The 22,822-nt window shown below is 74.0% G+C and carries 20 protein-coding genes and 1 tRNA gene; 18 read left to right on the forward strand and 3 right to left on the reverse strand.

What is annotated here, in order from left to right; genetic code table 11:
• Positions 1 to 198 precede the first annotated feature (198 nt).
• The 4 genes from ADL22_RS07310 (at position 199) to obgE (ending at position 6,523) form a co-directional block, all read left to right on the forward strand.
• A complete protein-coding gene (locus tag ADL22_RS07310; RefSeq protein WP_066974911.1) occupies positions 199 to 4,059 on the forward strand; it encodes an Rne/Rng family ribonuclease in 3,861 nt (1,286 codons plus the stop codon).
• 250 nt (positions 4,060 to 4,309) lie between these two features.
• Positions 4,310 to 4,630, forward strand: coding sequence for a 50S ribosomal protein L21 (rplU, locus tag ADL22_RS07315; RefSeq protein WP_039636442.1), 321 nt, complete (start codon positions 4,310 to 4,312; stop codon positions 4,628 to 4,630).
• 14 nt (positions 4,631 to 4,644) lie between these two features.
• The gene (rpmA, locus tag ADL22_RS07320) at positions 4,645 to 4,902 is read left to right on the forward strand and encodes a 50S ribosomal protein L27 (RefSeq protein WP_066974913.1); all 258 of its coding nucleotides are present in this window, start codon (positions 4,645 to 4,647) and stop codon (positions 4,900 to 4,902) included.
• A gap of 184 nt (positions 4,903 to 5,086) precedes the next feature.
• Positions 5,087 to 6,523, forward strand: coding sequence for a GTPase ObgE (gene obgE / locus ADL22_RS07325; protein WP_066974915.1), 1,437 nt, complete (start codon positions 5,087 to 5,089; stop codon positions 6,521 to 6,523).
• A gap of 167 nt (positions 6,524 to 6,690) precedes the next feature.
• Here obgE and ADL22_RS07330 read toward each other — a convergent pair whose 3' ends face one another.
• On the reverse strand, positions 6,691 to 8,772 hold the full coding sequence (locus ADL22_RS07330) for a hypothetical protein (RefSeq protein ID WP_066974917.1): 2,082 nt from the start codon (positions 8,770 to 8,772) through the stop codon (positions 6,691 to 6,693).
• A gap of 513 nt (positions 8,773 to 9,285) precedes the next feature.
• Here ADL22_RS07330 and proB point away from each other — a divergent pair.
• The 5 genes from proB (at position 9,286) to ADL22_RS07355 (ending at position 14,514) form a co-directional block, all read left to right on the forward strand.
• On the forward strand, positions 9,286 to 10,383 hold the full coding sequence (gene proB, locus ADL22_RS07335; RefSeq protein WP_066974919.1) for a glutamate 5-kinase: 1,098 nt from the start codon (positions 9,286 to 9,288) through the stop codon (positions 10,381 to 10,383).
• 246 nt (positions 10,384 to 10,629) lie between these two features.
• Entirely contained in the window at positions 10,630 to 11,127 is a 498-nt protein-coding gene (locus ADL22_RS07340; RefSeq protein WP_066974921.1) for a hypothetical protein, read from the forward strand.
• Between the two features lie 221 nt (positions 11,128 to 11,348).
• Entirely contained in the window at positions 11,349 to 12,617 is a 1,269-nt protein-coding gene (locus ADL22_RS07345; protein WP_066974923.1) for a glutamate-5-semialdehyde dehydrogenase, read from the forward strand.
• Between the two features lie 98 nt (positions 12,618 to 12,715).
• The gene (locus ADL22_RS07350) at positions 12,716 to 13,330 is read left to right on the forward strand and encodes a hypothetical protein (RefSeq protein WP_066974925.1); all 615 of its coding nucleotides are present in this window, start codon (positions 12,716 to 12,718) and stop codon (positions 13,328 to 13,330) included.
• 59 nt (positions 13,331 to 13,389) lie between these two features.
• On the forward strand, positions 13,390 to 14,514 hold the full coding sequence (locus tag ADL22_RS07355; protein ID WP_066974927.1) for a hypothetical protein: 1,125 nt from the start codon (positions 13,390 to 13,392) through the stop codon (positions 14,512 to 14,514).
• Here ADL22_RS07355 and ADL22_RS07360 read toward each other — a convergent pair.
• The gene (locus ADL22_RS07360; RefSeq protein ID WP_066974929.1) at positions 14,480 to 15,571 is read right to left on the reverse strand and encodes a M48 family metallopeptidase; all 1,092 of its coding nucleotides are present in this window, start codon (positions 15,569 to 15,571) and stop codon (positions 14,480 to 14,482) included. The genes ADL22_RS07355 and ADL22_RS07360 overlap by 35 nt on opposite strands.
• Positions 15,572 to 15,702: 131 nt before the next feature.
• On the opposite strand from ADL22_RS07360, the gene ADL22_RS35665 reads away from it, so the two are divergent.
• The 9 genes from ADL22_RS35665 to ADL22_RS07390 all read left to right on the forward strand — a co-directional run bounded on the left by ADL22_RS35665 (position 15,703) and on the right by ADL22_RS07390 (position 20,903).
• On the forward strand, positions 15,703 to 15,855 hold the full coding sequence (locus tag ADL22_RS35665; protein WP_199836236.1) for a hypothetical protein: 153 nt from the start codon (positions 15,703 to 15,705) through the stop codon (positions 15,853 to 15,855).
• Positions 15,856 to 16,044: 189 nt separating this feature from the next.
• A complete protein-coding gene (locus ADL22_RS35670) occupies positions 16,045 to 16,206 on the forward strand; it encodes a hypothetical protein (protein ID WP_199836237.1) in 162 nt (53 codons plus the stop codon).
• Between the two features lie 54 nt (positions 16,207 to 16,260).
• On the forward strand, positions 16,261 to 16,872 hold the full coding sequence (gene nadD, locus ADL22_RS07365; protein WP_066974931.1) for a nicotinate-nucleotide adenylyltransferase: 612 nt from the start codon (positions 16,261 to 16,263) through the stop codon (positions 16,870 to 16,872).
• Between the two features lie 24 nt (positions 16,873 to 16,896).
• On the forward strand, positions 16,897 to 18,810 hold the full coding sequence (locus tag ADL22_RS07370; RefSeq protein ID WP_066974933.1) for an LCP family protein: 1,914 nt from the start codon (positions 16,897 to 16,899) through the stop codon (positions 18,808 to 18,810).
• Positions 18,811 to 19,016: 206 nt separating this feature from the next.
• A complete protein-coding gene (rsfS, locus tag ADL22_RS07375; protein WP_066974935.1) occupies positions 19,017 to 19,445 on the forward strand; it encodes a ribosome silencing factor in 429 nt (142 codons plus the stop codon).
• Positions 19,442 to 20,095: a histidine phosphatase family protein gene (locus tag ADL22_RS07380; RefSeq protein ID WP_066974953.1), complete on the forward strand. Its 654-nt coding sequence runs from the start codon at positions 19,442 to 19,444 to the stop codon at positions 20,093 to 20,095. Before rsfS ends, ADL22_RS07380 begins: the two co-directional genes overlap by 4 nt.
• 112 nt (positions 20,096 to 20,207) lie before the next feature.
• Positions 20,208 to 20,280: transfer RNA gene (locus ADL22_RS07385), tRNA-Ala, on the forward strand.
• 209 nt (positions 20,281 to 20,489) lie between these two features.
• The gene (locus ADL22_RS35675; protein ID WP_199836238.1) at positions 20,490 to 20,666 is read left to right on the forward strand and encodes a hypothetical protein; all 177 of its coding nucleotides are present in this window, start codon (positions 20,490 to 20,492) and stop codon (positions 20,664 to 20,666) included.
• Positions 20,667 to 20,669: 3 nt separating this feature from the next.
• Positions 20,670 to 20,903, forward strand: a complete 234-nt coding sequence (locus tag ADL22_RS07390) for a hypothetical protein (protein WP_004571982.1) — start codon at positions 20,670 to 20,672, stop codon at positions 20,901 to 20,903.
• A 392-nt stretch (positions 20,904 to 21,295) separates the two neighbouring features.
• Here the strand turns inward: ADL22_RS07390 and ADL22_RS07395 are convergent, their stop codons facing one another.
• On the reverse strand, positions 21,296 to 22,684 hold the full coding sequence (locus tag ADL22_RS07395; RefSeq protein ID WP_107116238.1) for a glycosyltransferase 87 family protein: 1,389 nt from the start codon (positions 22,682 to 22,684) through the stop codon (positions 21,296 to 21,298).
• Positions 22,685 to 22,822: the final 138 nt, after the last annotated feature.

Raw genomic sequence — 22,822 nt, forward strand, 5'->3', positions numbered from 1 at the left:
CGCCGATCAGCCAGGGTGCCACCCCGGTCCGGCGAACGCACTGACCAGAAGACTTTCGCCGGCCCGACCACGGGCCCGGCGAGCGAGACGACAGCTCCCGTGCGGCGCCCGCGCCCCGGACAGCGGAACCGCGCCCAGCGCGGACCGCGGCCGGAAACAGGCGACGGCGCCCGGGAGCGTGACGGGAGAACCGCCCGCATGCTCGAATCCATTGAGCCCACCGAATCCACGTGGTCCGCGGACCGCGCGGGTGACACCACCAGCACGTCGCCCGGCGACACCCTGCCGCCGCGCCGCCGGCGCCGCGCCGCGTCCCGCCCGGCCGGCCCGCCGGCCCCCGTGGCCGCGGAGACCGCCGAGGCCGCCGTCGTGACCGGCGCCGCACCGGCGGCCGCGCAGCCGGCGGCCGACCAGGCCCCCGCGCCGGCCGCCGAGAGCCCCGCGCCGGCCGCCGAGGCCGCCGCGGACGAGGCCCGTCCGGCCCGCCCGCGCCGCCGCGCGACCCGTAAGGCGAGCGCGCCCGCCGGACCGCCGCGCCCCGTGGGCGAGGCCGCCGAGGAGACCGCGGCGCCCGAGCCCGCCGAGGCGCCCGTGGCCGAGGCCGAGGCCGCCGCGCCCGCCGAGGAGGAGGCGCGTCCGGCGCGTACGCGTCGCCGTGCCACCCGTAAGGCCACCGCTCCGGCCGGTGCCCCGGCCGCCGCCGAGGAGGCGCCCGCCGAGGCCGCCGCGCCCGCCGCCGAGCAGCCCGCCGAGGCCCCGGCCGCCGCCGCGCCCGCCGAGGAGGAGGCCCGCCCGGCCCGGACGCGCCGCCGCGCCACCCGCAAGGTGACCGCCCCGGCCGCGACCCCGGAGCCCGCCGCCGAGGAGGCGGACGAGGAGACCGAGGAGGAGGCGGAGGAGACCGCCGCCGAGACGCCCGTGGCCGAGGCCGCCGCTCCCGTTGAGGAGGAGGCGCGTCCGGCCCGTACGCGTCGCCGCGCCACCCGTAAGGCCACCGCTCCGGCCGGTGCCCCGGCTGCCGCCGAGGAGGCGCCCGCGGAGACCCCCGCGCCCGCCGCCGAGCAGCCCGCCGAGGCCGAGGCCCCGCGCCGCCGGTCCCGCCGCCGTACCGAGCGGGCCGCCGAGGCCGCCGCGGTCGAGGCGCCCGCCGCGCGCGCCGAGGAGGAGCCCGCCGCCGAGGCGCCCGCGCCGGCCCGCGGCCGCCGCCGGGCGCAGCGGCCGCCGACGGCCGTCTTCCAGGCGCCGGTCTTCACCGAGCCGATGTTCCAGACCCCGGAGAGCGCCGCCGCCGCGCACGCCGCCGCCCGCATGGAGGCGGCCGCGGCCGAGCCGGAGCCGGAGGAGGCCGCCGCGGGCACCCGCCGCCGGCGCCGCCGCCGCGCCGAGGCCCCCGAGGCCGAGCCGGTGGCCGCCGCGCCCGCCGCCGTGGTCGCCGAGCCGGTGGCGCCCGAGGTCATCGAGTCCCCCGAGCCCGCCGAGGAGCCCGAGGAGGCCGAGGAGGAGCACGCCGAGGCCGTGGCCGGCGAGGAGGGCGAGCGCCCCTCGCGCCGCCGCCGCCGGGGTGGCCGCCGCCGTCGCCGCGGGGAGTCCGCCGAGGGCGAGGGCGAGCACGCCGAGACCGCCGAGGAGGCCGAGGAGGAGCCCGAGGGCGCCGAGGCCGAGCAGGAGGAGCCGGAGGCCGGCGAGGCCGGCAGCACGAGCAGCAGCCGCCGCCGCCGGCGCCGCCGCCGGCGCAGCGGCGAGCCCGCCGAGGTCGAGGCCGCGCAGACCGACGACCCCGAGCGCACCGTCGTCAAGGTCCGCGAGCCCCGCAAGAAGGACGAGGGCACCGGCGCCGACGAGGTCCAGTCCATCAAGGGCTCGACGCGCCTGGAGGCCAAGAAGCAGCGCCGCCGCGAGGGCCGCGAGCAGGGCCGCCGCCGGGTGCCGATCATCACCGAGGCGGAGTTCCTGGCCCGCCGCGAGGCCGTCGAGCGGGTCATGGTGGTCCGCCAGAGCGGCGAGCGCACCCAGATCGGCGTGCTGGAGGACAACGTCCTCGTCGAGCACTTCGTCAACAAGGAGCAGGCCACCAGCTACGTCGGCAACGTCTACCTGGGCAAGGTCCAGAACGTCCTGCCGTCCATGGAGGCCGCCTTCGTCGACATCGGCAAGGGCCGCAACGCCGTGCTCTACGCCGGCGAGGTCAACTTCGAGGCGCTGGGCATGGCCAACGGCCCGCGCCGCATCGAGACCGCGCTGAAGTCCGGCCAGTCCGTCCTCGTCCAGGTCACCAAGGACCCGATCGGCCACAAGGGCGCCCGGCTCACCAGCCAGGTCTCGCTGCCCGGCCGCTACCTCGTCTACGTGCCCGAGGGCTCGATGACCGGTATCAGCCGCAAGCTCCCGGACACCGAGCGCGCCCGGCTGAAGCAGATCCTCAAGAAGATCGTCCCCGAGGACGCGGGCGTCATCGTGCGCACCGCCGCGGAGGGCGCCAGCGAGGACGAGCTGCGCCGCGACGTCGAGCGGCTCCAGGCGCAGTGGGAGGAGATCCAGAAGAAGGCGAAGGCGGCCTCGACCAGCTCGCCGAGCCTGCTCTACGGCGAGCCGGACATGACCGTCCGGGTCGTCCGGGACATCTTCAACGAGGACTTCTCCAAGGTCATCGTCAGCGGTGACGAGGCGTGGCAGACCATCCACGGCTACGTCTCGCACGTCGCGCCGGATCTGGTCGACCGCCTCCAGCGGTGGACCTCCGAGGTCGACGTCTTCGCCACGTACCGGATCGACGAGCAGCTGATGAAGGCGCTGGACCGCAAGGTCTGGCTGCCCAGCGGCGGTTCGCTGGTGATCGACAAGACCGAGGCGATGGTCGTGATCGATGTCAACACCGGCAAGTTCACCGGCCAGGGCGGCAATCTCGAGGAGACCGTCACCCGGAACAACCTCGAGGCGGCCGAGGAGATCGTCCGCCAGCTGCGGCTGCGCGACCTCGGCGGCATCGTCGTCATCGACTTCATCGACATGGTCCTGGAGTCCAACCGCGACCTGGTGCTGCGGCGGCTGCTGGAGTGCCTGGGCCGGGACCGCACCAAGCACCAGGTGGCCGAGGTCACCTCGCTGGGCCTGGTCCAGATGACCCGCAAGCGGGTCGGCCAGGGCCTGCTGGAGTCGTTCTCCGAGCAGTGCGTGCACTGCAACGGCCGCGGCGTGATCGTCCACATGGACCAGCCGGCGGCCGGCGGCAAGCGCAAGAAGAAGGGCAAGGCCGGGGCGAACGGCGCCCAGCCGGAGCAGCCCGCCGAGGCCGAGGCCGTCGAGGCGGCCATCGAGGAGGCGCCGGAGCTGGAGCCGGTCGCGGTCACCGAGGCGCAGCTGCAGCCGTCGGTGGACGGTACGGACGAGTGGTTCAGCAGCCCGGCCGAGGCCGAGGCCGCCGCCGGGCGCGGCCGGGGCCGCCGCCGGGCGAGCCGCAAGGTGTCGGCGCCGGCGGGTGCGCCCAAGGCCGCCGCCGAGGAGGCCGCGGCGATCGTGCTGCCGGCCGCCGCGCCGGCCGAGGCGGAGCAGGCTCCGGAGCCGGCCGCGGAGACCGCGCCGGCCGCCGAGGCCGCCGCGCCCGCCGAGGAGGCCGCTCCGGTCGCCGAGGCCGCGCCGCCGCGTCCGCGCCGCCGGGCCGTGCGCCGGGTGTCCGCACCGGCCGGTTCGCCGGGCACCGCCGCCGAGGAGGCCGCCGCGATCGTGCTGCCGGCCGCCGCGCCGGAGCCGGCCGCCGAGGCGCCTGCCGAGGCCCCGGAGGCCGCTGAGCCCGCCGAGGCGCCCGCCGGTGCGGACGAGGGCGCGGAGGCCGCCGAGGCGGCGCCCGCGGCCAAGAAGACCGCGAAGAAGGCGGCCGCCAAGAAGACCACGGCCAAGAAGGCCGCGGCGAAGAAGACCACGGCCAAGAAGACGGCGGCGAAGAAGACCACCGCCACCGCCAAGAAGGCCGCGGCCAAGAAGACCACCGCGAAGAAGACGACGGCGAAGAAGGCGGCGGCCAAGAAGACCGCGGCCGCGGCGCCGGCGTCCGCGGAGGACTGACGAGCAGCACCCGCCCCCGGGCCGCTTCCACGGCGGCCCGGGGCCGGTTTGACCCCCCGGTCAAGGCACCGTAACCTTGAGCGTCGGTGTCTGAATGGCACCACAACTTCTGAGCAGACACCTCTCGGCCCCGCCGAGGGAGGCCGCTCGTCCCGCCCGCCGCTGTGCGGGCCGGATTCCACGGGACGTCCCTGAGCCCGTGAGAGCGGCTGGCGTCAGAGGATCGAAACCTAGCGAGAGAGAGTTCCGCGTGTACGCGATCGTGCGCACCGGCGGACGCCAGCAGAAGGTTGCTGTTGGCGACGTCATCGAAGTTGACCGCATGTCCACCAGCAAGGTCGGCGACACCGTCGAGCTCTCCACGCTGCTGGTCGTCGACGGCGACGCGGTCACCAGCGACCCGTGGGTCCTGGCCGGCGTCAAGGTCCAGGCCGAGGTCGTCGACCACCACAAGGGCGACAAGATCCGGATCCAGAAGTACAAGAACAAGACCGGTTACAAGAAGCGGATCGGCCACCGCCAGCTCCACACGGCGCTGAAGATCACCGGCATCGACGCTCCGGCGAAGTAAGGGACTGAGGAGACATGGCACACAAGAAGGGCGCATCGTCCACTCGGAACGGTCGCGACTCCAACGCTCAGCGGCTCGGTGTGAAGCGCTTCGGCGGTCAGACCGTGCTCGCCGGTGAGATCCTGGTCCGCCAGCGTGGCACCCACTTCCACCCGGGCAAGGGCGTCGGTCGCGGTGGCGACGACACCCTGTTCGCCCTGCAGCCCGGCGCGGTGCAGTTCGGCACCTTCCGCGGCCGCAAGGTCGTGAACATCGTCCCGGCCGCCCAGTAACGAGGGCCCGGACGTACGTCGTAGCACGCCAGGGGCGGACCGCCTCTTTCCGCGGAAGCGGGAAGACCGGTCCGCCCTTGGCGCGTTATGACGACACCATTCCGCCCGCACCGGGCGGCCCCGTCGTGAGCGGACGATTCCGCTCCGTACGCAGACAACCCCGCTGATCTGGAGGCACCCCACCATGACCACCTTCGTGGACCGCGTCGAGCTGCACATCGCCGCGGGTAACGGAGGCCACGGCTGTGCCTCCGTCCACCGGGAGAAGTTCAAGCCGCTCGGCGGCCCCGACGGGGGCAACGGCGGCCGCGGCGGCGATGTGATCCTGGTCGTCGACCAGGACGTCACCACCCTCCTCGACTACCACCACCACCCGCACCGCAAGGCCACCAACGGCCAGCCCGGCGCGGGCGACAACCGCGAGGGCAAGAACGGCAAGGACCTGATCCTGCCGGTGCCGGACGGCACGGTCGTCCTGGACGGCAACGGCGAGGTGCTCGCCGACATGGTCGGCCAGGGCACGCGGTTCGTCGCGGGCCAGGGCGGCCGCGGCGGCCTCGGCAACGCCGCGCTGGCCTCGGCCCGCCGCAAGGCCCCCGGCTTCGCGCTGCTCGGCGAGCCCGGCGAGACCCGGGACATCGTGCTGGAGCTGAAGACCGTCGCGGACGTCGCGCTGGTCGGCTACCCCAGCGCCGGCAAGTCCTCGCTGATCTCGGTGCTCTCCGCGGCCAAGCCGAAGATCGCCGACTACCCCTTCACCACCCTGGTGCCCAACCTCGGCGTGGTCACGGCCGGCGCGACGGTCTACACCATCGCCGACGTGCCCGGTCTGATCCCCGGCGCCAGCCAGGGCAAGGGCCTGGGCCTGGAGTTCCTGCGGCACGTCGAGCGCTGCGAGGTGCTGGTCCACGTCCTGGACACCGCCACCCTGGAGTCGGACCGCGACCCGGTCTCCGACCTCGACGTCATCGAGGAGGAACTGGCCCAGTACGGCGGGCTCGACGACCGGCCGCGGGTGGTCGTCCTCAACAAGATCGACATCCCGGACGGCAAGGACCTCGCGGACATGATCCGCCCGGATCTGGAGGCGCGCGGCTACCGCGTCTTCGAGGTCTCCGCGGTCGCCCGCCAGGGCCTGAAGGAGCTGTCGTACGCGCTGGCGGAGATCGTCGCCGCGGCGCGCGCGGCCAAGCCCGTCCAGGAGGCCACCCGGATCGTGATCCGCCCCAAGGCGGTGGACGACGCGGGCTTCACGGTCAGCAAGGAGGGCGACGGCTTCTTCCGCGTCCGCGGCGAGAAGCCCGAACGCTGGGTCCGCCAGACCGACTTCAACAACGACGAGGCCGTCGGCTATCTGGCCGACCGGCTCAACCGCCTCGGCGTCGAGGACGCGCTCCTCAAGGCCGGCGCCCGCGCCATGGACGGTGTGGCGATCGGCCCCGAGGACGACGCGGTGGTCTTCGACTGGGAGCCCTCGGTGACGGCCGGCGCGGAGATGCTGGGCCGGCGCGGTGAGGACCACCGCTTCGAGGCGCCCCGCCCGGCCGCGCAGCGGCGCCGCGACCGCGAGGCGGAGCGCGACGAGGCGCAGAGCGACTACGACGGCTTCTCGCCGTTCTAGGACCGATGCGTACGGACTCGTTCTGATGCGTACGGGATCGTCCTGACGCGTACGAGCTGATCCGCCACGTACGAGCCGGTTCCGATACGTAGCAAGGCCCCGGGAGGAGCGTTCCTCCCGGGGCCTTTGTGCATGCCCGTGCGGGGCCGTGGGCGGCCCGCTGCGGGCTAGACGGCGGCGGGGGCGTCCGGGGCGCCACCGGTGGCCGGCGGGGCCGTCCCGGCGGCGCCGGCGGCCTGCCGCTGGACGGGGATGCCGGACAGCCGGCTCTCCATCCGGCGGCGCCGCTCGTCGGCCTTGGCGCACAGCTCCAGCACGGCCTCGTTGAAGCGGACCGCCGAGGGCGGGTCGGACGGGCCGAGCAGATGCTCCTTCAGCTCGGCGCGGGCCGCGGCCAGCCCGTCGCGGGCCGGGTCGCGGACCGCGGCGAGCAGCGCCGGCACCCCGGCCGCGTCCGGCGCGAGGACGGTGGCCGCCCGCACGGTCGGGTACTGCGCCCGGAAGTCGTCCTCGGCCAGCCCGGAGGTGTTGGCGACCGCGTACGGCTTCTCGCTGGTCAGGTAGTCGGAGACGACGCTGGAGACATCGCTGATCAGCAGGTCCGCCGCGTTGAAGCAGGCGAAGATGGAGGGGCGCGCGTCGGTGATGACCTGGTGCTCCCACTCGGGGAAGGAGTCCCAGTACGCCCGCTCCCAGGCGGCGACGGCGGCCTCGACGGCGGCCGCGCGGCCCGCCTCGGGGGTGCTCTGGAGCCGCATCCGCTCCAGCTCGTCGGCGCTCTTGCGGAAGTCGGCGGTGGTCAGCCGGTCCAGTTCGGCGGTGCGGCGGGCGAGTTCGGCGGCGGCCTCGGGGCCGGGCAGCGGGCCGCCGCGGCGCGCGTTGGCCTCGGCGATCATCGCCTGGATCCGGGCGTTGGCGGCGCCCGCCCGCGGGTCCACCGAGCCGGTCATCGGGTGCGGCTTGTAGAGCAGCCGCACCCCGGGGTCGGCGAGCAGCGCCCGGACGATGTTCTCGCCGGCCAGGATCACCGATGTGTTGCCCGGATTGCCGTCCCAGCCCTCCCAGGTCGGCGCGTAGAGCACCGTGGTGTACGGGCCGAGGGGCGCGCCCTCGTAGGGGCGGATCGGGGCCAGCTGGGGGCGGCCGACCTCGACGACGTCCTTGTCCTCCACGCCGATGTCGGCGAGCTGGTAGCGGTCCCGGGCCGCCGGACCGGCCACCCACACCTCGTCGTACGCCTTGGCGTACGGGTTGCAGGAGGAGAGCTTGTCGCTCTCGCCGTGGTTGATGAAGGCGTGCTTGATGGAGGGGATCCGCAGGATCTGCGAGGTCTTGCCGGAGTTCGCCGGGTGCAGCAGCACCTTGAGGGTGGTGTGCTCCAGGCGCATCAGGTGGGCGACCTTGGGGATGCAGACGATCGGGATGTCGGTGGCCTCGATCTTCTGCACCATGAACCGCTCGCGCAGCACGATGATCGGCCGGCCGTCCAGCCCGGCCAGGGTGCCCAGCCACATGTTGGCCTGATAGGCGGAGGCCGAGCCCCCGGAGAAGTACATGCCGACCGTGGGCCGGTAGGCGGCCAGCCAGGCGTCCAGCCACTCCAGGGCGCGCTGCTCGCCGATGACCTGTTTGCGGGGCAGCAGCCAGGTGCTCAGGTAGAGGGTGCCGGCGGCGGAGAGCACCAGGGCCACGCCGATGCCGGCGCCGCCCCAGAAGGCGTTGCCGGTCACCGCGGTGATCATCATGCCGGCGGTGGTGGGCACCGAGAAGCGCAGCAGCCGCCGCCCGGTCTGGCGGTACAGCAGCCGCGGCGGGGCGTCGGTCAGGCCCAGCGCGGTCGCGTCGACGTTGCGGGTGACGAACGGCAGGGCGCGGGACCGGCGCACCAGGACGGCGACGGCCTGGCACACGAAGTGGGTGCCGTAGAAGGCGAGCAGGGTGATGGTGAGGGGGGCCTGCTCCTCCAGGGGGTTGATGCCGTCGATGTGCAGGAGGCCGACCAGTATCAGCATGTCCCGCAAGAGCTGACGCACCGTCACATCGAAGCGGATCCGGCCCAGGAGGGAGAGCAGACCGGGCTGCTGGTGCTGGAGGACCAGGTCGAGACCCAGGTTGACCACGGACGCGGCGATGAACAGCGGAATGACGGGCAGCAGCGCGCCGACCAGCTGCGCGGTGAACGCGACCATCATCGCGATCAGCGCCGCGAGCTGCACGGCTCGTCTGGGGGCGATTCCGGCGGAAAGCACGGGGGAGGGCTCCTGGCAGCAGAAAGGGCATGGGGGGAGGCCGGGGACGGCGGCCCGGTCCCGCGCTGCGACGCCGCCGGAGCGGCGAAACGGGACCGATGGACACCCGACCGTATGACCTTGTTGGCCCTGGTGACAATCTGCTGTGGCGCTCTTCGCCGCGAAACGGACCAATCGAACGCAACCTTCGGGTGCCGTTTTCCGTCTTAGTTCTTTTCGGCTGGTAGTCCTGGATGACGGTCATGCGCTCGGCATCCTGGATGGCGGGCATGCGCGGCTATCGGGGGCCGGCCGTCGGCCCCGGTGTCCACCGGGGCGTCCGCCAGGCGATATGGCGAGGCGGCCGCCGGGGCCGCTGCCGTAGATTGCGGCTGTACGGGACGCATCGGCGGCCCCGCGGGCAGCGGGGACGCGCGGACACGAGCAACAGGGGTTGTGCAGGTGGCAGGGGCAAGGCAAGACGGAGCGGCGGACCACGGGGCCTCGGCCGGGGGCGGCGCGCGCCGGGAGGGCGTGGCGGCCGCGCGCCGGATCGTGGTGAAGGTCGGCTCCTCCTCGCTGACCACCGCCGCCGGCGGACTGGACGCGGACCGCGTCGACGCCCTGGTGGACGTCCTGGCCAAGCACCAGGACAAGGAGATCGTGCTGGTCTCCTCCGGGTCCATCGCCGCCGGTCTGGCCCCTCTGGGCCTGGACCGCCGCCCCCGGGACCTGGCCCGCCAGCAGGCCGCCGCCAGTGTCGGCCAGGGCCTGCTGGTCGCCCGCTACACCGCCTCGTTCGCCCGCTACGGCCGCCGGGTCGGCCAGGTGCTGCTCACCGCCGACGACACCAGCCGCCGGGGCCACTACCGCAACGCCTGCCGCACCCTGGACCAGCTGCTGGCCATGGGGGTGGTGCCGATCGTCAACGAGAACGACACCGTCGCCACCGACGAGATCCGCTTCGGCGACAACGACCGGCTGGCCGCCCTGGTCGCCCACCTGGTCCGCGCCGACCTGCTGATCCTCCTCTCCGACGTGGACGGCCTCTACGACGGCGACCCGGCCACCCCCGGCACGTCCCGGATAGCCGTGGTCTCCGGCCCCCAGGACCTGGAGGGCGTCTCCATCGGGAGCGCGGGCAAGTCCGGGGTGGGCACCGGCGGCATGGTCACCAAGGTCGAGGCGGCCCGGATCGCCGCCGCGGCCGGCATCCCGGTCGTGCTGACCTCCGCCGTGCACGCCGCCGACGCGCTGGCCGGCGCCCCCACCGGCACCCACTTCCTGCGCACCGGCCGGCGCTCCGCCGACCGGCTGCTGTGGCTGGCGCACGCCTCCACGCCGCGCGGCGCCCTGGTCCTGGACGACGGTGCCGTACGGGCCGTCGTGGAGCGGAAGTCCTCGCTGCTGCCCGCCGGGATCTCCGCCGTCGAGGGCGAGTTCTCGGCCGGCGACCCGGTGGAGCTGCGGGACCCGGCCGGCCGCGCGGTCGCCCGCGGACTCGTCAACTTCGACGCCCGGGAAATCCCCCGATTGATTGGTCGTTCCACCCGGGATCTGGCCCGCGAGCTCGGACCGGCGTATGAGCGGGAGGTCGTGCACCGCGACGACCTGGTGCTGCTGGACCACTGACCCGTAGGGCGCGGGGGCTCGGCCCGCAGGGGCCGGGGCGGGCGTACGGGACCGGCCTTCATCAGCCTTTCACCGGGCACCTTCGGTAAAACGGCCCCGCGGGCGGCCGCGGACTGGTCAACTTTGTTGCGGGCGCCACGGGGGAGCGGCGCCCGCAGCGCGCGAGCGCGTCACGCCGAAGGACGACCGCACCAGTCGGCTCCGCACCCCGAGGGGCGGAGCGATTCGCATCACAGGAGGCCGCCGGTGACACGAGGGCGCCCAGGGGCTCCGGCCCGAGGGACGGCGGAGCGCACACTGACCAGCGTCGGGTCCGCCGCGAGAGCCGTCCGCCCGGAGGACGCCCGGCGGGCGGAGCGGGACCGGACGGCACCGCGGGCCCGGGAGGACGAGCGCCGGGAGACCTCCCGGCTGTGGCACGTCACGCTCAGCGTCTCCGGTGCCGAGGCCCCGCTGAAGGAGGTCCGGCGGGCGCTGGAGCAGCTCGCCCACGACCATCCGTTCCTGCTGACCAGCCGCTACGCCAACGACCACGCCGAGATCCGCTACTGGGAAGAGGCCCGGGACCTGCACGACGCGGCGGCGGTCGCGCTCCGGCTGTGGGGCGAGCACCGGTCGACCGCCAAACTCCCGCCCTGGGAGATCGTCGGCCTGGAGGTCATCGACCGGGAGACCTACCACCAGCGCGTCGCCGAGGGCTACGGGCCGCCGCCGGCGTCTCCGGTGGGGGTGCATCCGTACTAGGGGGTGTCCGCCTAGGGGGCGGCTGCCGGCCGGGCGGGTCGGGGCCCGGCCCGCCCGGCGGCGTACGCGGGCGGGCCGGGGCCGGGCTCGTACGCGGGCGGGCCGCCGCACCCCGCCGGGCCCGGCGCGCCGTCCACAGGCCCCGCCCGCCGGTGCGACCGGCCGTCCCGCTCTGTGGAATCCGGCGCGGCGGGCGCCCGGCGCGGCGTTAGGCTGCGGCCATGACCAGCAGCGCATCCCAGTCCTCGCCCGTCCTCGACACCGCCCGCCGCGCCCGCGAGGCGGCCGCCGCCCTCGCCCCGCTGCCGCGCACGGCCCGCGACGGCGCGCTGCTCGCCATCGCCGACGCCCTGGTCGCGCAGACCGCCGCCCTGGTCGCCGCCAACGCCAAGGATGTGGACAAGGCCCGGGCCGCCGGCACCTCCGAGGCGATCGTGGACCGCCTCACCCTCACCCCCGAGCGGATCGCCGCCATCGCCGAGGACGTCCGCAAGGTCGTCGCCCTGCCCGACCCGGTCGGCGAGGTGGTGCGCGGCTCCACCCTGCCCAACGGCCTCGACCTCCGCCAGGTCCGCGTCCCGCTCGGCGTCGTCGGCATCATCTACGAGGCCCGCCCCAACGTCACCGTCGACGCCGCCGCCCTCTGCCTGAAGTCCGGCAACGCCGTCCTGCTGCGCGGCTCGTCCTCCGCCTACGCCTCCAACAGCGCCCTGGTGGAGGTCCTGCGCGGCGCCGTGGAGAGCGCCGGGCTGCCGGCCGACGCGGTGCAGCTGGTGCCCGGTGAGAGCCGGGACTCGGTGCGCGAGCTGATGCGCGCCCGCGGCCTGGTCGACGTGCTGATCCCGCGCGGCGGCGCCGCCCTGATCCGCACCGTCGTCGAGGAGTCCACCGTCCCGGTCATCGAGACCGGCACCGGCAACTGCCACGTCTACGTCGACGAGGCCGCCGACCTCGACATGGCGATCGGCATCCTGGTCAACTCCAAGGCCCAGCGCCCCAGCGTCTGCAACGCCGCCGAGACGGTCCTGGTGCACGCCGGCATCGCCGAGAAGTTCCTGCCCCGCGCCCTGGAGGCGCTGACCGAGGCAGGCGTCGTGGTGCACGGCGATGCCGCCTGGCAGCAGGCCGGCCCCGGCCTGGTCGCCCCGGCCACCGACGAGGACTGGGCTGCCGAGTATCTTTCGTACGACATCGCGGCCGCCGTGGTGCCCGACCTGGACGCCGCGGTGGCGCACATCCGCCGCTGGTCCTCCGGCCACACCGAGGCCATCGTCACCGGCTCCCAGGCCGCCGCCCGCCGCTTCACCCAGTTGGTGGATTCCACCACCGTCGCGGTCAACGCCTCGACGCGGTTCACCGACGGCGGTCAGTTCGGTTTCGGCGCCGAGATCGGCATCTCCACCCAGAAGCTGCACGCCCGCGGCCCCATGGGCCTGCCGGAGCTGACGTCCACCAAGTACATCCTCACCGGCGACGGCCACACCCGCTGACCCGGCGCCGGCGGACGGCCCCGTTCCGCCGGCGGTCCGGCCGCTTCCGGCCGCTTCTCTCCCTGCCCAAGACGTCCGGTCGGGGCTACCCTGGACGGGTGCCGGACGACGCGGGGGGCACGCCGTTCCCGGACGGCGAAGAGCCCGACGAGCACCACCACGGGAGCCACGGACAGGCGGACGGGGAGTTCGCATCCGTGGTCTTCGACGAGGACTTCGTACGGGCCGCGACGATCCACGAGCCCTCGGCGGTCGAGCGGATGCTGGCGGCCGCCGAGGCGCGCGCCGAGGCCGAGGCCGCCGCCCGCCCCGGAGCCGGCTTCGGCACCGACGACGACTACGGCCGCGACCCCGGCGCCCGCCCCCGCGCCGCCGGCGACGACGACCCCGAGGACGACCCCTACGGACCGTACGGCGGCTCCCTGCGCCCCTACCGCGGCACCGCCCGCTGGCACCGCCCGATGGCCTGGGTGCTGGCCGTGGTGATGGGCGTCGGCCTGGTCGCCCTGGCCTTCAGCGCCGTCTACAGAGGCGCCGCCGGCCGCGGCCAGAGCCCCGCCCCGCCGGCCAGCTCCTCCGGCGTCGACACCCCGCCCTCCGGCGCCCCTCCCGAGGGCGGCCCAGGCACCCTCCGCAGCCCCCGCCCCGGCCTGCCGCCGTCCGCGTCCGCGCCGCCGCGCCCCTCGTTCTCGGCCGGCCCGGCCCCGCACTGACGCGAAGTCGTGCCGCTTCCCGGCGTTTACGGCGGCCCCGTCAGACCTACCCTTGTTGTATGACCGGGCCTGGTGACCCTCCCGAAGGGACGCCCGACGGCGCCCCGGGAGGCGGTGACGACGAATACCGATCCGTCGTCTTCGACGAGCGGTTCGTCCGCGCTGCGCGGCTTCAGGAGTTCTCCGCCGACGAGCGGCTGGGCGAGCACCACGCCCCGGCCGTCCGGACCCGCCACACCTGGCTCCGGCCCGGCGGCTCCCGGCAGGCCGTCCTGCTCGTGCTGCTGATCGTGCTGGCCTTCGGCACCGCCGTCTACATGGGCGTCCGGCACCCTTACAAGACCCCCGAGGCCGTCCGGGCGGAGCTGCTGCGCTCCTCGGTGGTGCCGCTGGCGCCGCCCGGCACCGTCCCCGGCGCGACCCCCGCCGACCTCTTCGCCCACAGCCCGGCGGCCGCCTACCGCATCGGCGAGGCCGGCATCAACCTCCCCGACCTCCGGCGCACCGCGCACTTCTCCGATGGTCAGCTCGTCGACGCGCTGACCATCGCCAAGGACTACCTCGTCCGCTCGTCGGTGGACCCGGCGACCCTGACCGGCGGCGCCGTACGGCCCGTCAGACTGCTGCTGGACACCGGCCAGCTCGACCAGTTCGACCGCAGCATGGCGCACCCGGACGACAACGGCCGGGACGCCGCCACCGGCTGGCTCGTCCGCTTCGACCCCCACCAGGTCCGCCTCGCGGACCGCGAGGTCCGCGTCAACGGCACGATGAGGGCGACGGAGTTGAGCGCCGACACCCTCGACGTCGCCGCCGACTACACCTTCGTCTACGCCGTCCAGCTCGCCCCCGGAGCGCGGCCGGACGCCGCGGGCCCGGATACCGGCACCCCGACGCCGGGCGCCGCCTCGCTCGTCACCGTCCGGCGCCAACTGCACTTCCGGATCGGCCGGGACGACCTCGCCGACCACCGGCTGTCGGTCGTCCAGAGCAGCCTCCAGGCCGGGCCGCTGGCCTGCTCCGCGCAGCCGGCCGGGGTGCTGCACCCGCTGCTCGCCGGGCAGCACGCCGGCTCCGGCCGGCCCGCCGGCACCGACCCCTACGCCCGGGGCCGGGCCAACGCCTCGCTGTGCGGCGAGCTTTCGGCCGCTAGCCAGCCGACTCCGGACCATCCGCTCCACTAGGGCGGCCGGTGCCGTTGGCGCCGTTCGCCCGCGTGCCGAAGACGGTGTCGCGCAGCTTGCCACCCAAGTCCCCGGCGCCGCCCGCCAGATCGCGCACCAGGCCCATCAGCGGGTCCTTGCTGGTGCGCACCGACTCGGCGTAGTGCGCCGCGGAGTCCCGGAAGGAGTCGGAGACCGAGGCGTCCTTGTCCTCGTCGCGGCGCGGGTAGTGGCCGTCCATGATGCGCTGGTAGTCGCGGCTGGCGGCCCACTTCTTCAGCTCGGCGGCGCGGACGGTGGTGAACGGGTGGCTGCGGGGGAGGAGGTTGAGGATCTTCAGCACGGAGTCCCGCAGATCGCCGCCGGCCTCGTACTCCTCGGCCTGCTTGAGGAAGGCGTCCACATTCATCTCGTGGAGGTGGTTGCCGCCGGCCAGCTTCATCAGGCCGCGCATCGACGCCTGGAGGTCCTGCCCGACCAGCAGGCCCGCGCGGTCCGCGGACAGCTCCGACTTGCGGAACCACTCGCGCAGCCCCGCCACGATCGCCATCACCGCGACATTGCCCAGCGGGATCCAGGCGACCTTGGTCGCGAGGTTGGTCAGGAACAGCAGGATCGTGCGGTACACGGCGTGCCCGGACAGGGCGTGGCCGACCTCGTGGCCGATGACGGCCCGCATCTCCTCCTCGTCCAGCAGCTCGATCAGGCCGGTCGAGACCACGATGATCGGCTCGTCCAGGCCGATGCACATGGCGTTGGGCTGCGGGTCCTGATTGACGTACATCGGCGGGACCTTCTCGAGGTCCAGGATGTAGCAGGCGTCGCGCAGCATGGCGTGCAGATGGGCGAACTGCTGGTCGCCGACGCGCACCGAGTCCGACAGGAAGAGCAGCCGCAGGCTGCGCTCCGGCAGCAGGCCGCTGAGCGTCTTGAAGACGGTGTCGAAGCCGCTGAGCTTGCGCAGGGCGACCAGCGCCGAGCGGTCCGCCGGGTGCTCGTAGGAGCGCGACGAGATACCGGGGAACCGCTTGCGGTTCCGGCTCGGTACGCTCGCGCCGCCGTCTGGGCTCTCCGTCATTGGGGCCTCCCCCTGTTCGACTGCGTGGATTCAGACTAGAGGACGCCACTGACAGTCGAATGGATGCCCGGGCGTACGCTGGCGAGTGCACCAAAGCCCGACGGGGCCCGTACGCAAAGGGAGCCATCGCCATGCCGCACCCGAGCCTGCTGCTCGCCGCCGCCCAGGAGACCTCCCGGGACGGCGGCCCCGGCTGGATCCTGCGCACCGTGATCATCGTGGGCGTGGTGGGCGCCGCGCTGCTCGCGTGGTTCCTGCTGCGCGGCTACGGCAACCAGGACTGATCCCCGGGCCCCGGAACGGGCCGGAAGGGGCGAAACGGTCCGTAACGGGCCGTCCGGAAGCCCGCCGCGCAGCCGCGCGACCCCGGCCGGACGCCTTCGGGCGGAGTCGGCGTGAGCCCCCGGTGACGTGGCGCTTACGATGTGGCGGAAGCCTCTGTCCGAATACCCGCCCGGATTGGTCTGCCAACGATGAGCCTGAATTCCGCCGCACAGTCCCTGGTCTCCCTCGCCGAAGCCGGGCACGGAGGCGGCAACCACGAGAGCCTGAACCCCGCCGTCACCGGCGGCAGCGCCCTGGTCATCCTGCTGCTCCTGCTCTGGATCACCACCCGTTTCAACCGCGACCGCTAAGCCTTTCCGGCCCCGGCCCCCGGCACCGCGCCCCGCCAAGTAGGGTCTGCACGCATGGGAGAGCACACAGGGCCCGTGAAGCGGCGGCTCGGCGTGATGGGCGGCACTTTCGACCCGATCCATCACGGACACCTGGTCGCCGCCAGCGAGGTGGCCAGCCAGTTCCACCTCGACGAGGTCATCTTTGTGCCCACGGGACACCCGTGGCAGAAGAGCCACAAGAAGGTGTCCCCGGCCGAGGACCGCTATCTGATGACGGTCATCGCGACCGCGTCGAATCCGCAGTTCTCCGTCAGCCGCATCGACATCGACCGCGGCGGCAAGACGTACACCATAGACACGCTGCGTGACCTGCGGACCCTGCACCGCGACGCGGACCTGTTCTTCATCACCGGCGCCGACGCCCTCAGCCAGATCCTGACCTGGCACGACGCGGCGGAGCTGGTTTCGCTGGCCCACTTCATCGGGGTGACCCGGCCCGGGCACGTCCTCGCGGACCCCGGGCTCCCCGAGGGCGCGGTGTCCCTGGTAGAGGTGCCCGCGCTGGCCATCTCCTCGACCGACTGCCGGGCGCGCGTCGCCCAGGGGGATCCGGTCTGGTACCTCGTACCGGACGGTGTGGTGCGCTACATCGACAAAAAGCAGCTGTACCGCGACGACCGCTGACGGGGCAGACGGAAAGGGGCACCGGTGAGCGACCGACAGGATCCGTACGGGCCGCAGGACCCATACGCCCAGGACCCCTATGCCCAGCGGCACGGGCACCAGGGGCAGCCGGGACAGCCCGGGGAGCAGGGGCAGCCGGGCCACGCCTACGACGCGTACGGCCGGCCGGTGTACCAGGAGGCGCCGCAGCCCTACGGGGCGCAGCAGTCGTACGGGCAGCAGCAGTCCTACGGGGCCCAGCAGTCCTACGGGCAGGAGCCCCACGACCCCTACGGGCAGACCGCCGCCCCCGCCGCCGCGCCCCCCTACGACCCGTACGACCCCTACGGGGCGCCCGGCCACCAGGCGCCGCCGGACGGGCAGCCGTACCCGGGCGAGCAGCAGTACGGCTACGACGCCTACGGCCGCCCCGAGGCCCCGCAGCAGCCCGGCTACCCCCAGCAGTACGACCCGTACGCCCAGCCGCAGCAGCAGCCGCCCCACCAGGACGGCTGGATTCCGCACCAGGCCCAGCAGCCGCCGTACGAACAGCTCCCTTACGGGGACCCCCACCACGAGCCCCAACACGAGCAGCCGCAGCCGCACCAGGACCGCGCGCCGGCCACCGCCCCCGAGGAGCCGCCCGCCCCCGCCGCGCCCACCGGGCCGCAGGGCACCCCCGGCGCCAAGGGGGGCGCGGCCGACGAGGACTACCGCACCGAGCAGTTCGCCTTCGTCGAGGACCCGGACGAGGAGTCCGAGGACGTCATCGACTGGCTGAAGTTCACCGAGAGCCGCACCGAGCGGCGCGAGGAGGCCAAGCGGCGCGGCCGCAGCCGGCTCATCGCGCTCTGCGTCGTGCTGGCCCTCCTGGTGGCCGGCGGCGTCGGCTATCTGTGGTGGGCGGGCGAGCTGCCCGGACTGTCCGGCGGGACCGGCGGCGCCGCGGCCGAGGCCGGCGGCCAGAAGCGCGACGTCCTGGTGGTGAACCTCCGCGACACCAAGACCGGCACCAGCTCCACCGCCCTCCTGGTGGACAACGAGACCACCCGCAAGGGCACCACCCTGCTGCTGCCCAACAGCCTCGTCGTCCCCAAGGAGGACGGCACCACCACGACCCTGGGCAAGTCCGTCAAGGACGACGGCACCGACGCGACCCGGGAGGCCCTCAACACCCTCCTGGGCGCCGACCTCAAGGCCAGCTGGCGGCTGGACACGCCCTACCTGGAGAACCTCGTCGAGACGGTCGGCGGCATCACCGTCGACACCGACACCGCCGTCCCCGGCGCCAAGAAGGGCGACGACCCGCTGGTCAAACAGGGCAGCGGCCAGCTCCTCAACGGGCAGGCGGCCGTCGCGTACGCCACCTACCAGGGCCCGGGGGAGAACCAGACCAAGCAGCTGACCCGGTTCGGCCAGGTCATGCAGGCCACCCTGAAGAAGGTCTCCAGCGACGCGGACGGCGCCACCGCCACCGTGAAGTCGCTGCTCCAGATCCTCGACCCGCCGCTCACCGAGGGCCAGCTGGGCAGCTCGCTGGCGCAGCGGGCGGAACTGGCCAAGACCGGCAAGTACACCACCGAGGTGCTGCCCGTACAGGCCGACGGGACACTGGGCCAGGGCACCGCCGCCGGCGTCGTCAAGGACATCCTGGGCGGCACGGTCAAGAAGACCTCGCCCGGTGCCACGCCCCGGGTCGCGGTCCGCAACGCCACCGGCACCAAGGCCGCCACCGGCAAGGCCCAGGTCGCGCTCCTCAACGGCGGCTACACCTTCGTCGACGACGGCAGCGCCGGCACCGCGGCGGCCTCCCAGGTCGTCTACGCGGACGCCTCCCAGCAGGCCAAGGCCGCCGAGGTCGCCAAGACCCTCGGCCTGCCGGCCGGCGCCGTCCGCCAGGGCAAGGTCGAGGCCAACGCCGATATCGCGGTGATCCTCGGCCAGGACTACAAGGGCTGAGCACCGGGTCGGCCACCGCGCTGACCAGGGCCGATGTCACCGCGTCCCGGCGGGCGGGAAAACCCCGCCGGGACTGTCGGCGGTCCGTGAGACCCTTGAGGGGTACCTGACCGCCGATCCGGCAGCCCGGGACCGCGGTGCGCCACCGGCTCCGCCGCGCCTCCCGTGCCCTCCGGAGCGGCACCCCCCGACCCGGAAAGCCGCTTGTGACCGCCACGGACCGCTCCCTCGAGCTCATCAACGCCGCCGCCCAGGCCGCGGCCGACAAGCTCGCGCACGACATCATCGCGTACGACGTCAGCGACGTCCTCTCGATCACCGACGCCTTCCTGCTGGCCTCCGCGCCCAGCGACCGCCAGGTCAAGGCGATCGTCGACGAGATCGAGGAACGACTCAACAAGGACCTCGGCGCCAAGCCGGTCCGCCGCGAGGGCGACCGCGAGGCCCGCTGGGTGCTGCTCGACTACGTCGACATCGTCGTCCACGTCCAGCACAGCGAGGAGCGGGTGTTCTACGCGCTGGAGCGCCTGTGGAAGGACTGCCCGGAGATCGACCTCCCGGAGGAGGCCAAGGCCACCCGCGGCAAGGCCGCCGCGCACGCCGCCGCGGGCGAAGAGGACGGAGACCTGCGCTGAACGGCACCAAGGGCGGCCGGGGCCGCCGCCTCGTCCTGTGGCGCCACGGCCAGACGGCCTGGAATCTGGAGCGCCGCTTCCAGGGCTCGACCGACATCGAGCTGACCGAGACCGGCCGGGCCCAGGCCCGCCGCGCCGCCCGGCTGCTGGCCGCCCTGCGGCCGGACGCCATCATCGCCTCGGACCTGAGCCGGGCGGTGGCCACGGCCGGCGAGCTGGCCGCCCTGACGCGCCTGGACGTCACCTACGACGCCGCGCTGCGGGAGACCTACGCGGGCGCCTGGCAGGGCCTGACGCACGACGAGATCCTCGCCCGGTACGGCGAGCAGTACGCCGCCTGGAAGCGCGGTGAGCCGGTGCGCCGCGGCGGGGGCGAACTGGAGACCGAGGTCGCCGACCGCGCCGCCCCGGTGGTGCTCCGCCACGCCGACAAGCTGCCCGACGAGGGCACCCTGGTCGTGGTCAGCCACGGCGGCACCATCCGCACCACCATCGGGCGCCTGCTCGGCCTGGAGGCCCGCCACTGGGAGGGCCTGGGCGGGCTGTCGAACTGCTGCTGGTCGGTGCTGGGCGAGGGCGCCCGCGGCTGGCGGCTGCTGGAGCACAACGCCGGCACCCTGCCCGAGCCGGTCCTCGGCGACGACGACTGAGCCCCCCGAGAGGGCCGGCCGGACCCGGATTTCACATCTGGGCAGGTCGCAGGCTAAAGTTCTTCTTGTTCGCGGCGCCGCCGGGGAAACCCGGAGGAGCGGAACAAGACCCGGGGCTATAGCTCAGTTGGTAGAGCGCCTGCATGGCATGCAGGAGGTCAGGAGTTCAATTCTCCTTAGCTCCACAAACCGGAAGATCCCGTCTCCAGCAGGAGGCGGGATCTTCGCGTTGCGGGCGGGCGCTCCCCGGTGCGGCGGGCCCGGATCCGCCGCCGTGACGTACCTCACTGCCCGTGGCGCCCGCAAGGCCGCCCGGATGCTCCGCGGGCGGACCTGACCTGGTGCGCCGTCCGTGGCAGAATCGGACGGCGCCGCCAGGGGAGGAGAGATCGCGATGCCCACGAGCATCCTTGGGGAGGTCGACGACCTGCCCGGCCCGGCCACCGCGCGCACCGCCGGGGGAGCGGCTCTCCAGTGCCCCTCCTGCGGCTCCTCCCATGTCGCGCAGGTCCTGGGCGACAACGGCGGCGTTTCCTACGTCTGTACGGCCTGCGGCCACAGTTGGAGCTGATGGATGGGCGCCCACAGCAGGAAGTGCGACTGGTGCGGCAGCGGTACGCCGATCGTCCGCGATATGGAACCGGTCAACGCCGACTACCAGTACTGGTGCGAGGAATGCGCGCGCGCCCTGGTCATAAAAGGCGATCCCATCGAGACCTACCGCGAACTCGACGGGGAGCCGATCTACGGCCGTCTGCTGGACGAGCACTGCACGCTGAAACGGTTCTACTCCTTCGCCACGGCGTGAGTTGAGGCGGGGGCCGGGGCCGGGGGGCGTGGCTCGTCGCTCTTCATTCTTCGCCCTTCGTTCTTCGGGCGGCGGTCCGGGCGTGCTGCCGTTTCCGCCCCGGCCGCCTGCCGGGCGGTCACTTTCCGTCCCTCGCCTGCCAGTTGCGGGCATCCGTCGAGCGTTACCGCTCATCTTCGTTCATTTCCGGTGAGCCGGAACTGCCGTCGCGCGGCCGGGCGTTCACGCTGTGTCACCGCCGCGGGATCGCCCGCCGGCGGGACGCCACACAGACAACGGGGACGGCACGGCTGGACGCGGCCGGCCGCGCGGAACGGGGGAAGGCATGGCGAGCAACGGCATGGCAGGCGGCGGGGGATGGGGCGCCGGCCTGATCAGGGGGCGGGGTGTGATCAGTGCGCGGGTCGTGAATCGGGCGTGGGTTCCGCCGCCACTTCCGGCGCTTCAACTGCTCTGGGCGCTTCTGGTGCCTGCGTGCTGGTGGTGGCGGCGGTCGGACGCTCCCGGAGGCGGAGCGCGGTCATCACCAGCAGGGCTGTCCCGGCCAGCGGGTAGACCGCTGAGAGCAGCATCTGCCCGGCGTTCTGGTGGAGTTCCTCGTGCTGGTGCCAGCGGTGCGGCACCCACCACAGGGCGAACGAGCAGAAGAGCAGCCCCATCACGCCGGTCACCGCCCACCGGCGCCGGGCGGCGGGGCCCGTGTGCCGCATCGCCTCGGAGCCCAGCAGGATCAGCATCGGGACGCCCCAGACCCAGTGGTGCGACCACGAGATCGGGCTGATCAGCAGGGCGGTGGCCGCGCAGGTCAGGGTCGCCCAGGCCCGTTCGCCGCGGAGCAGCGCCGCGGCGGCCAGCGCCAGTCCGGCGGCGGCCGCCAGGGTGGCCAGGACGAGCCAGGCGGCGCCGGGGTCGTGGGTGTGCAGCAGCCGGGCCAGGACGCCGCGCAGCGACTGGTTCGCGGTGATCTCCACCTCGCCGACCCGGTCGGCGGCGAAGACGATCTCGGTCCAGAAGCGGTGCGCGTCACGCGGGAGGACGACCGCGGAGAGGAGGGCGGTGGCACCGAAGGTGCCGGTGGCCACGGCGGCCTGCCGCAGCCACGGGTTCCAGGCGGCGCGCCATCCGGCGCCGGCGCGGAGCCGGCGGGCGGCGGTGACCGCGCCGGCCAGCGCGAGGAAGACCGCGAACAGCGCCGGGGTCAGCTTTATCCCGGCCGCGATGCCGATGCCGATGCCCGCCCAGCGGTTGCCGTTCCGGCGGGTCAGGTCCCACAGCACCAGGACGGCGAGCAGCAGGTTGATCTGCCCGTAGCGGAGCGTCGTCCAGACCGGCTCGCACCACACCAGCAGCGCGGAGAGGGCGAGCGTCGCGGCGAGCGGGGGCAGCCGCCGGGGCCGGCCCACCAGGCGGAGGGAGAGGTGGACGACGGCGAGGAGGAGGACGAGGTTCCCGGCGGTGGCCAGCGTGCGCATCACCGGGACGCCGAAGAAGGTGAGCGGGATGAACAGCAGCGCGGCGAACGGCGGGTAGGTGTTGGGCAGCCGGGCGGAGGTGGCGACCATGTCGTAGAGGTCCGCGCCGTCGCGGGCCGTCTGGCCCTCGGCGCGGTAGACCATGAGGTCGACCATCGAGACGTGCGCCAGCCGCTGGGCGATCCAGAAGGCGGTGAAGGAGGCCAGGCAGGCCAGCGCCGCGGCGAGCACCGGATGGCGGCGGACGGCGGCCGCGCCGCGGCGCGCGCCGCGGGGGTCGGTGGGCTGATCCAGCTCCGGCACGGTCACGGCGTACGGCTCCCCAGGACGAATCGGACAGGCTTGCCGACAGTACCCCGGGCCCCACCGGAGGGCTCCGGGGAACCGATTTGGCAGAAGGCCGGGGGGTCCGTGTAATGTAGGCGTTGCCGCAGCGGGGAGCCGGAA

Origin of the sequence: Streptomyces sp. NRRL F-4489 (assembly GCF_001509485.1) — a bacterium.
Lineage (GTDB): Bacteria > Actinomycetota > Actinomycetes > Streptomycetales > Streptomycetaceae > Streptomyces.

Coding starts and splice junctions, on each gene's coding strand:
- obgE (WP_066974915.1), top strand. CDS start 5,087: ATGACCACCTTCGTGGACCGCGTCGAGCTGCACATCGCCGCGGGTAAC.
- rpmA (WP_066974913.1), top strand. CDS start 4,645: ATGGCACACAAGAAGGGCGCATCGTCCACTCGGAACGGTCGCGACTCC.
- ADL22_RS07360 (WP_066974929.1), bottom strand. CDS start 15,571: ATGACGGAGAGCCCAGACGGCGGCGCGAGCGTACCGAGCCGGAACCGC.
- ADL22_RS07345 (WP_066974923.1), top strand. CDS start 11,349: ATGACCAGCAGCGCATCCCAGTCCTCGCCCGTCCTCGACACCGCCCGC.
- ADL22_RS35675 (WP_199836238.1), top strand. CDS start 20,490: ATGCCCACGAGCATCCTTGGGGAGGTCGACGACCTGCCCGGCCCGGCC.
- ADL22_RS07390 (WP_004571982.1), top strand. CDS start 20,670: ATGGGCGCCCACAGCAGGAAGTGCGACTGGTGCGGCAGCGGTACGCCG.
- ADL22_RS35670 (WP_199836237.1), top strand. CDS start 16,045: ATGAGCCTGAATTCCGCCGCACAGTCCCTGGTCTCCCTCGCCGAAGCC.
- ADL22_RS07310 (WP_066974911.1), top strand. CDS start 199: ATGCTCGAATCCATTGAGCCCACCGAATCCACGTGGTCCGCGGACCGC.
- nadD (WP_066974931.1), top strand. CDS start 16,261: ATGGGAGAGCACACAGGGCCCGTGAAGCGGCGGCTCGGCGTGATGGGC.
- ADL22_RS35665 (WP_199836236.1), top strand. CDS start 15,703: ATGCCGCACCCGAGCCTGCTGCTCGCCGCCGCCCAGGAGACCTCCCGG.
- ADL22_RS07355 (WP_066974927.1), top strand. CDS start 13,390: ATGACCGGGCCTGGTGACCCTCCCGAAGGGACGCCCGACGGCGCCCCG.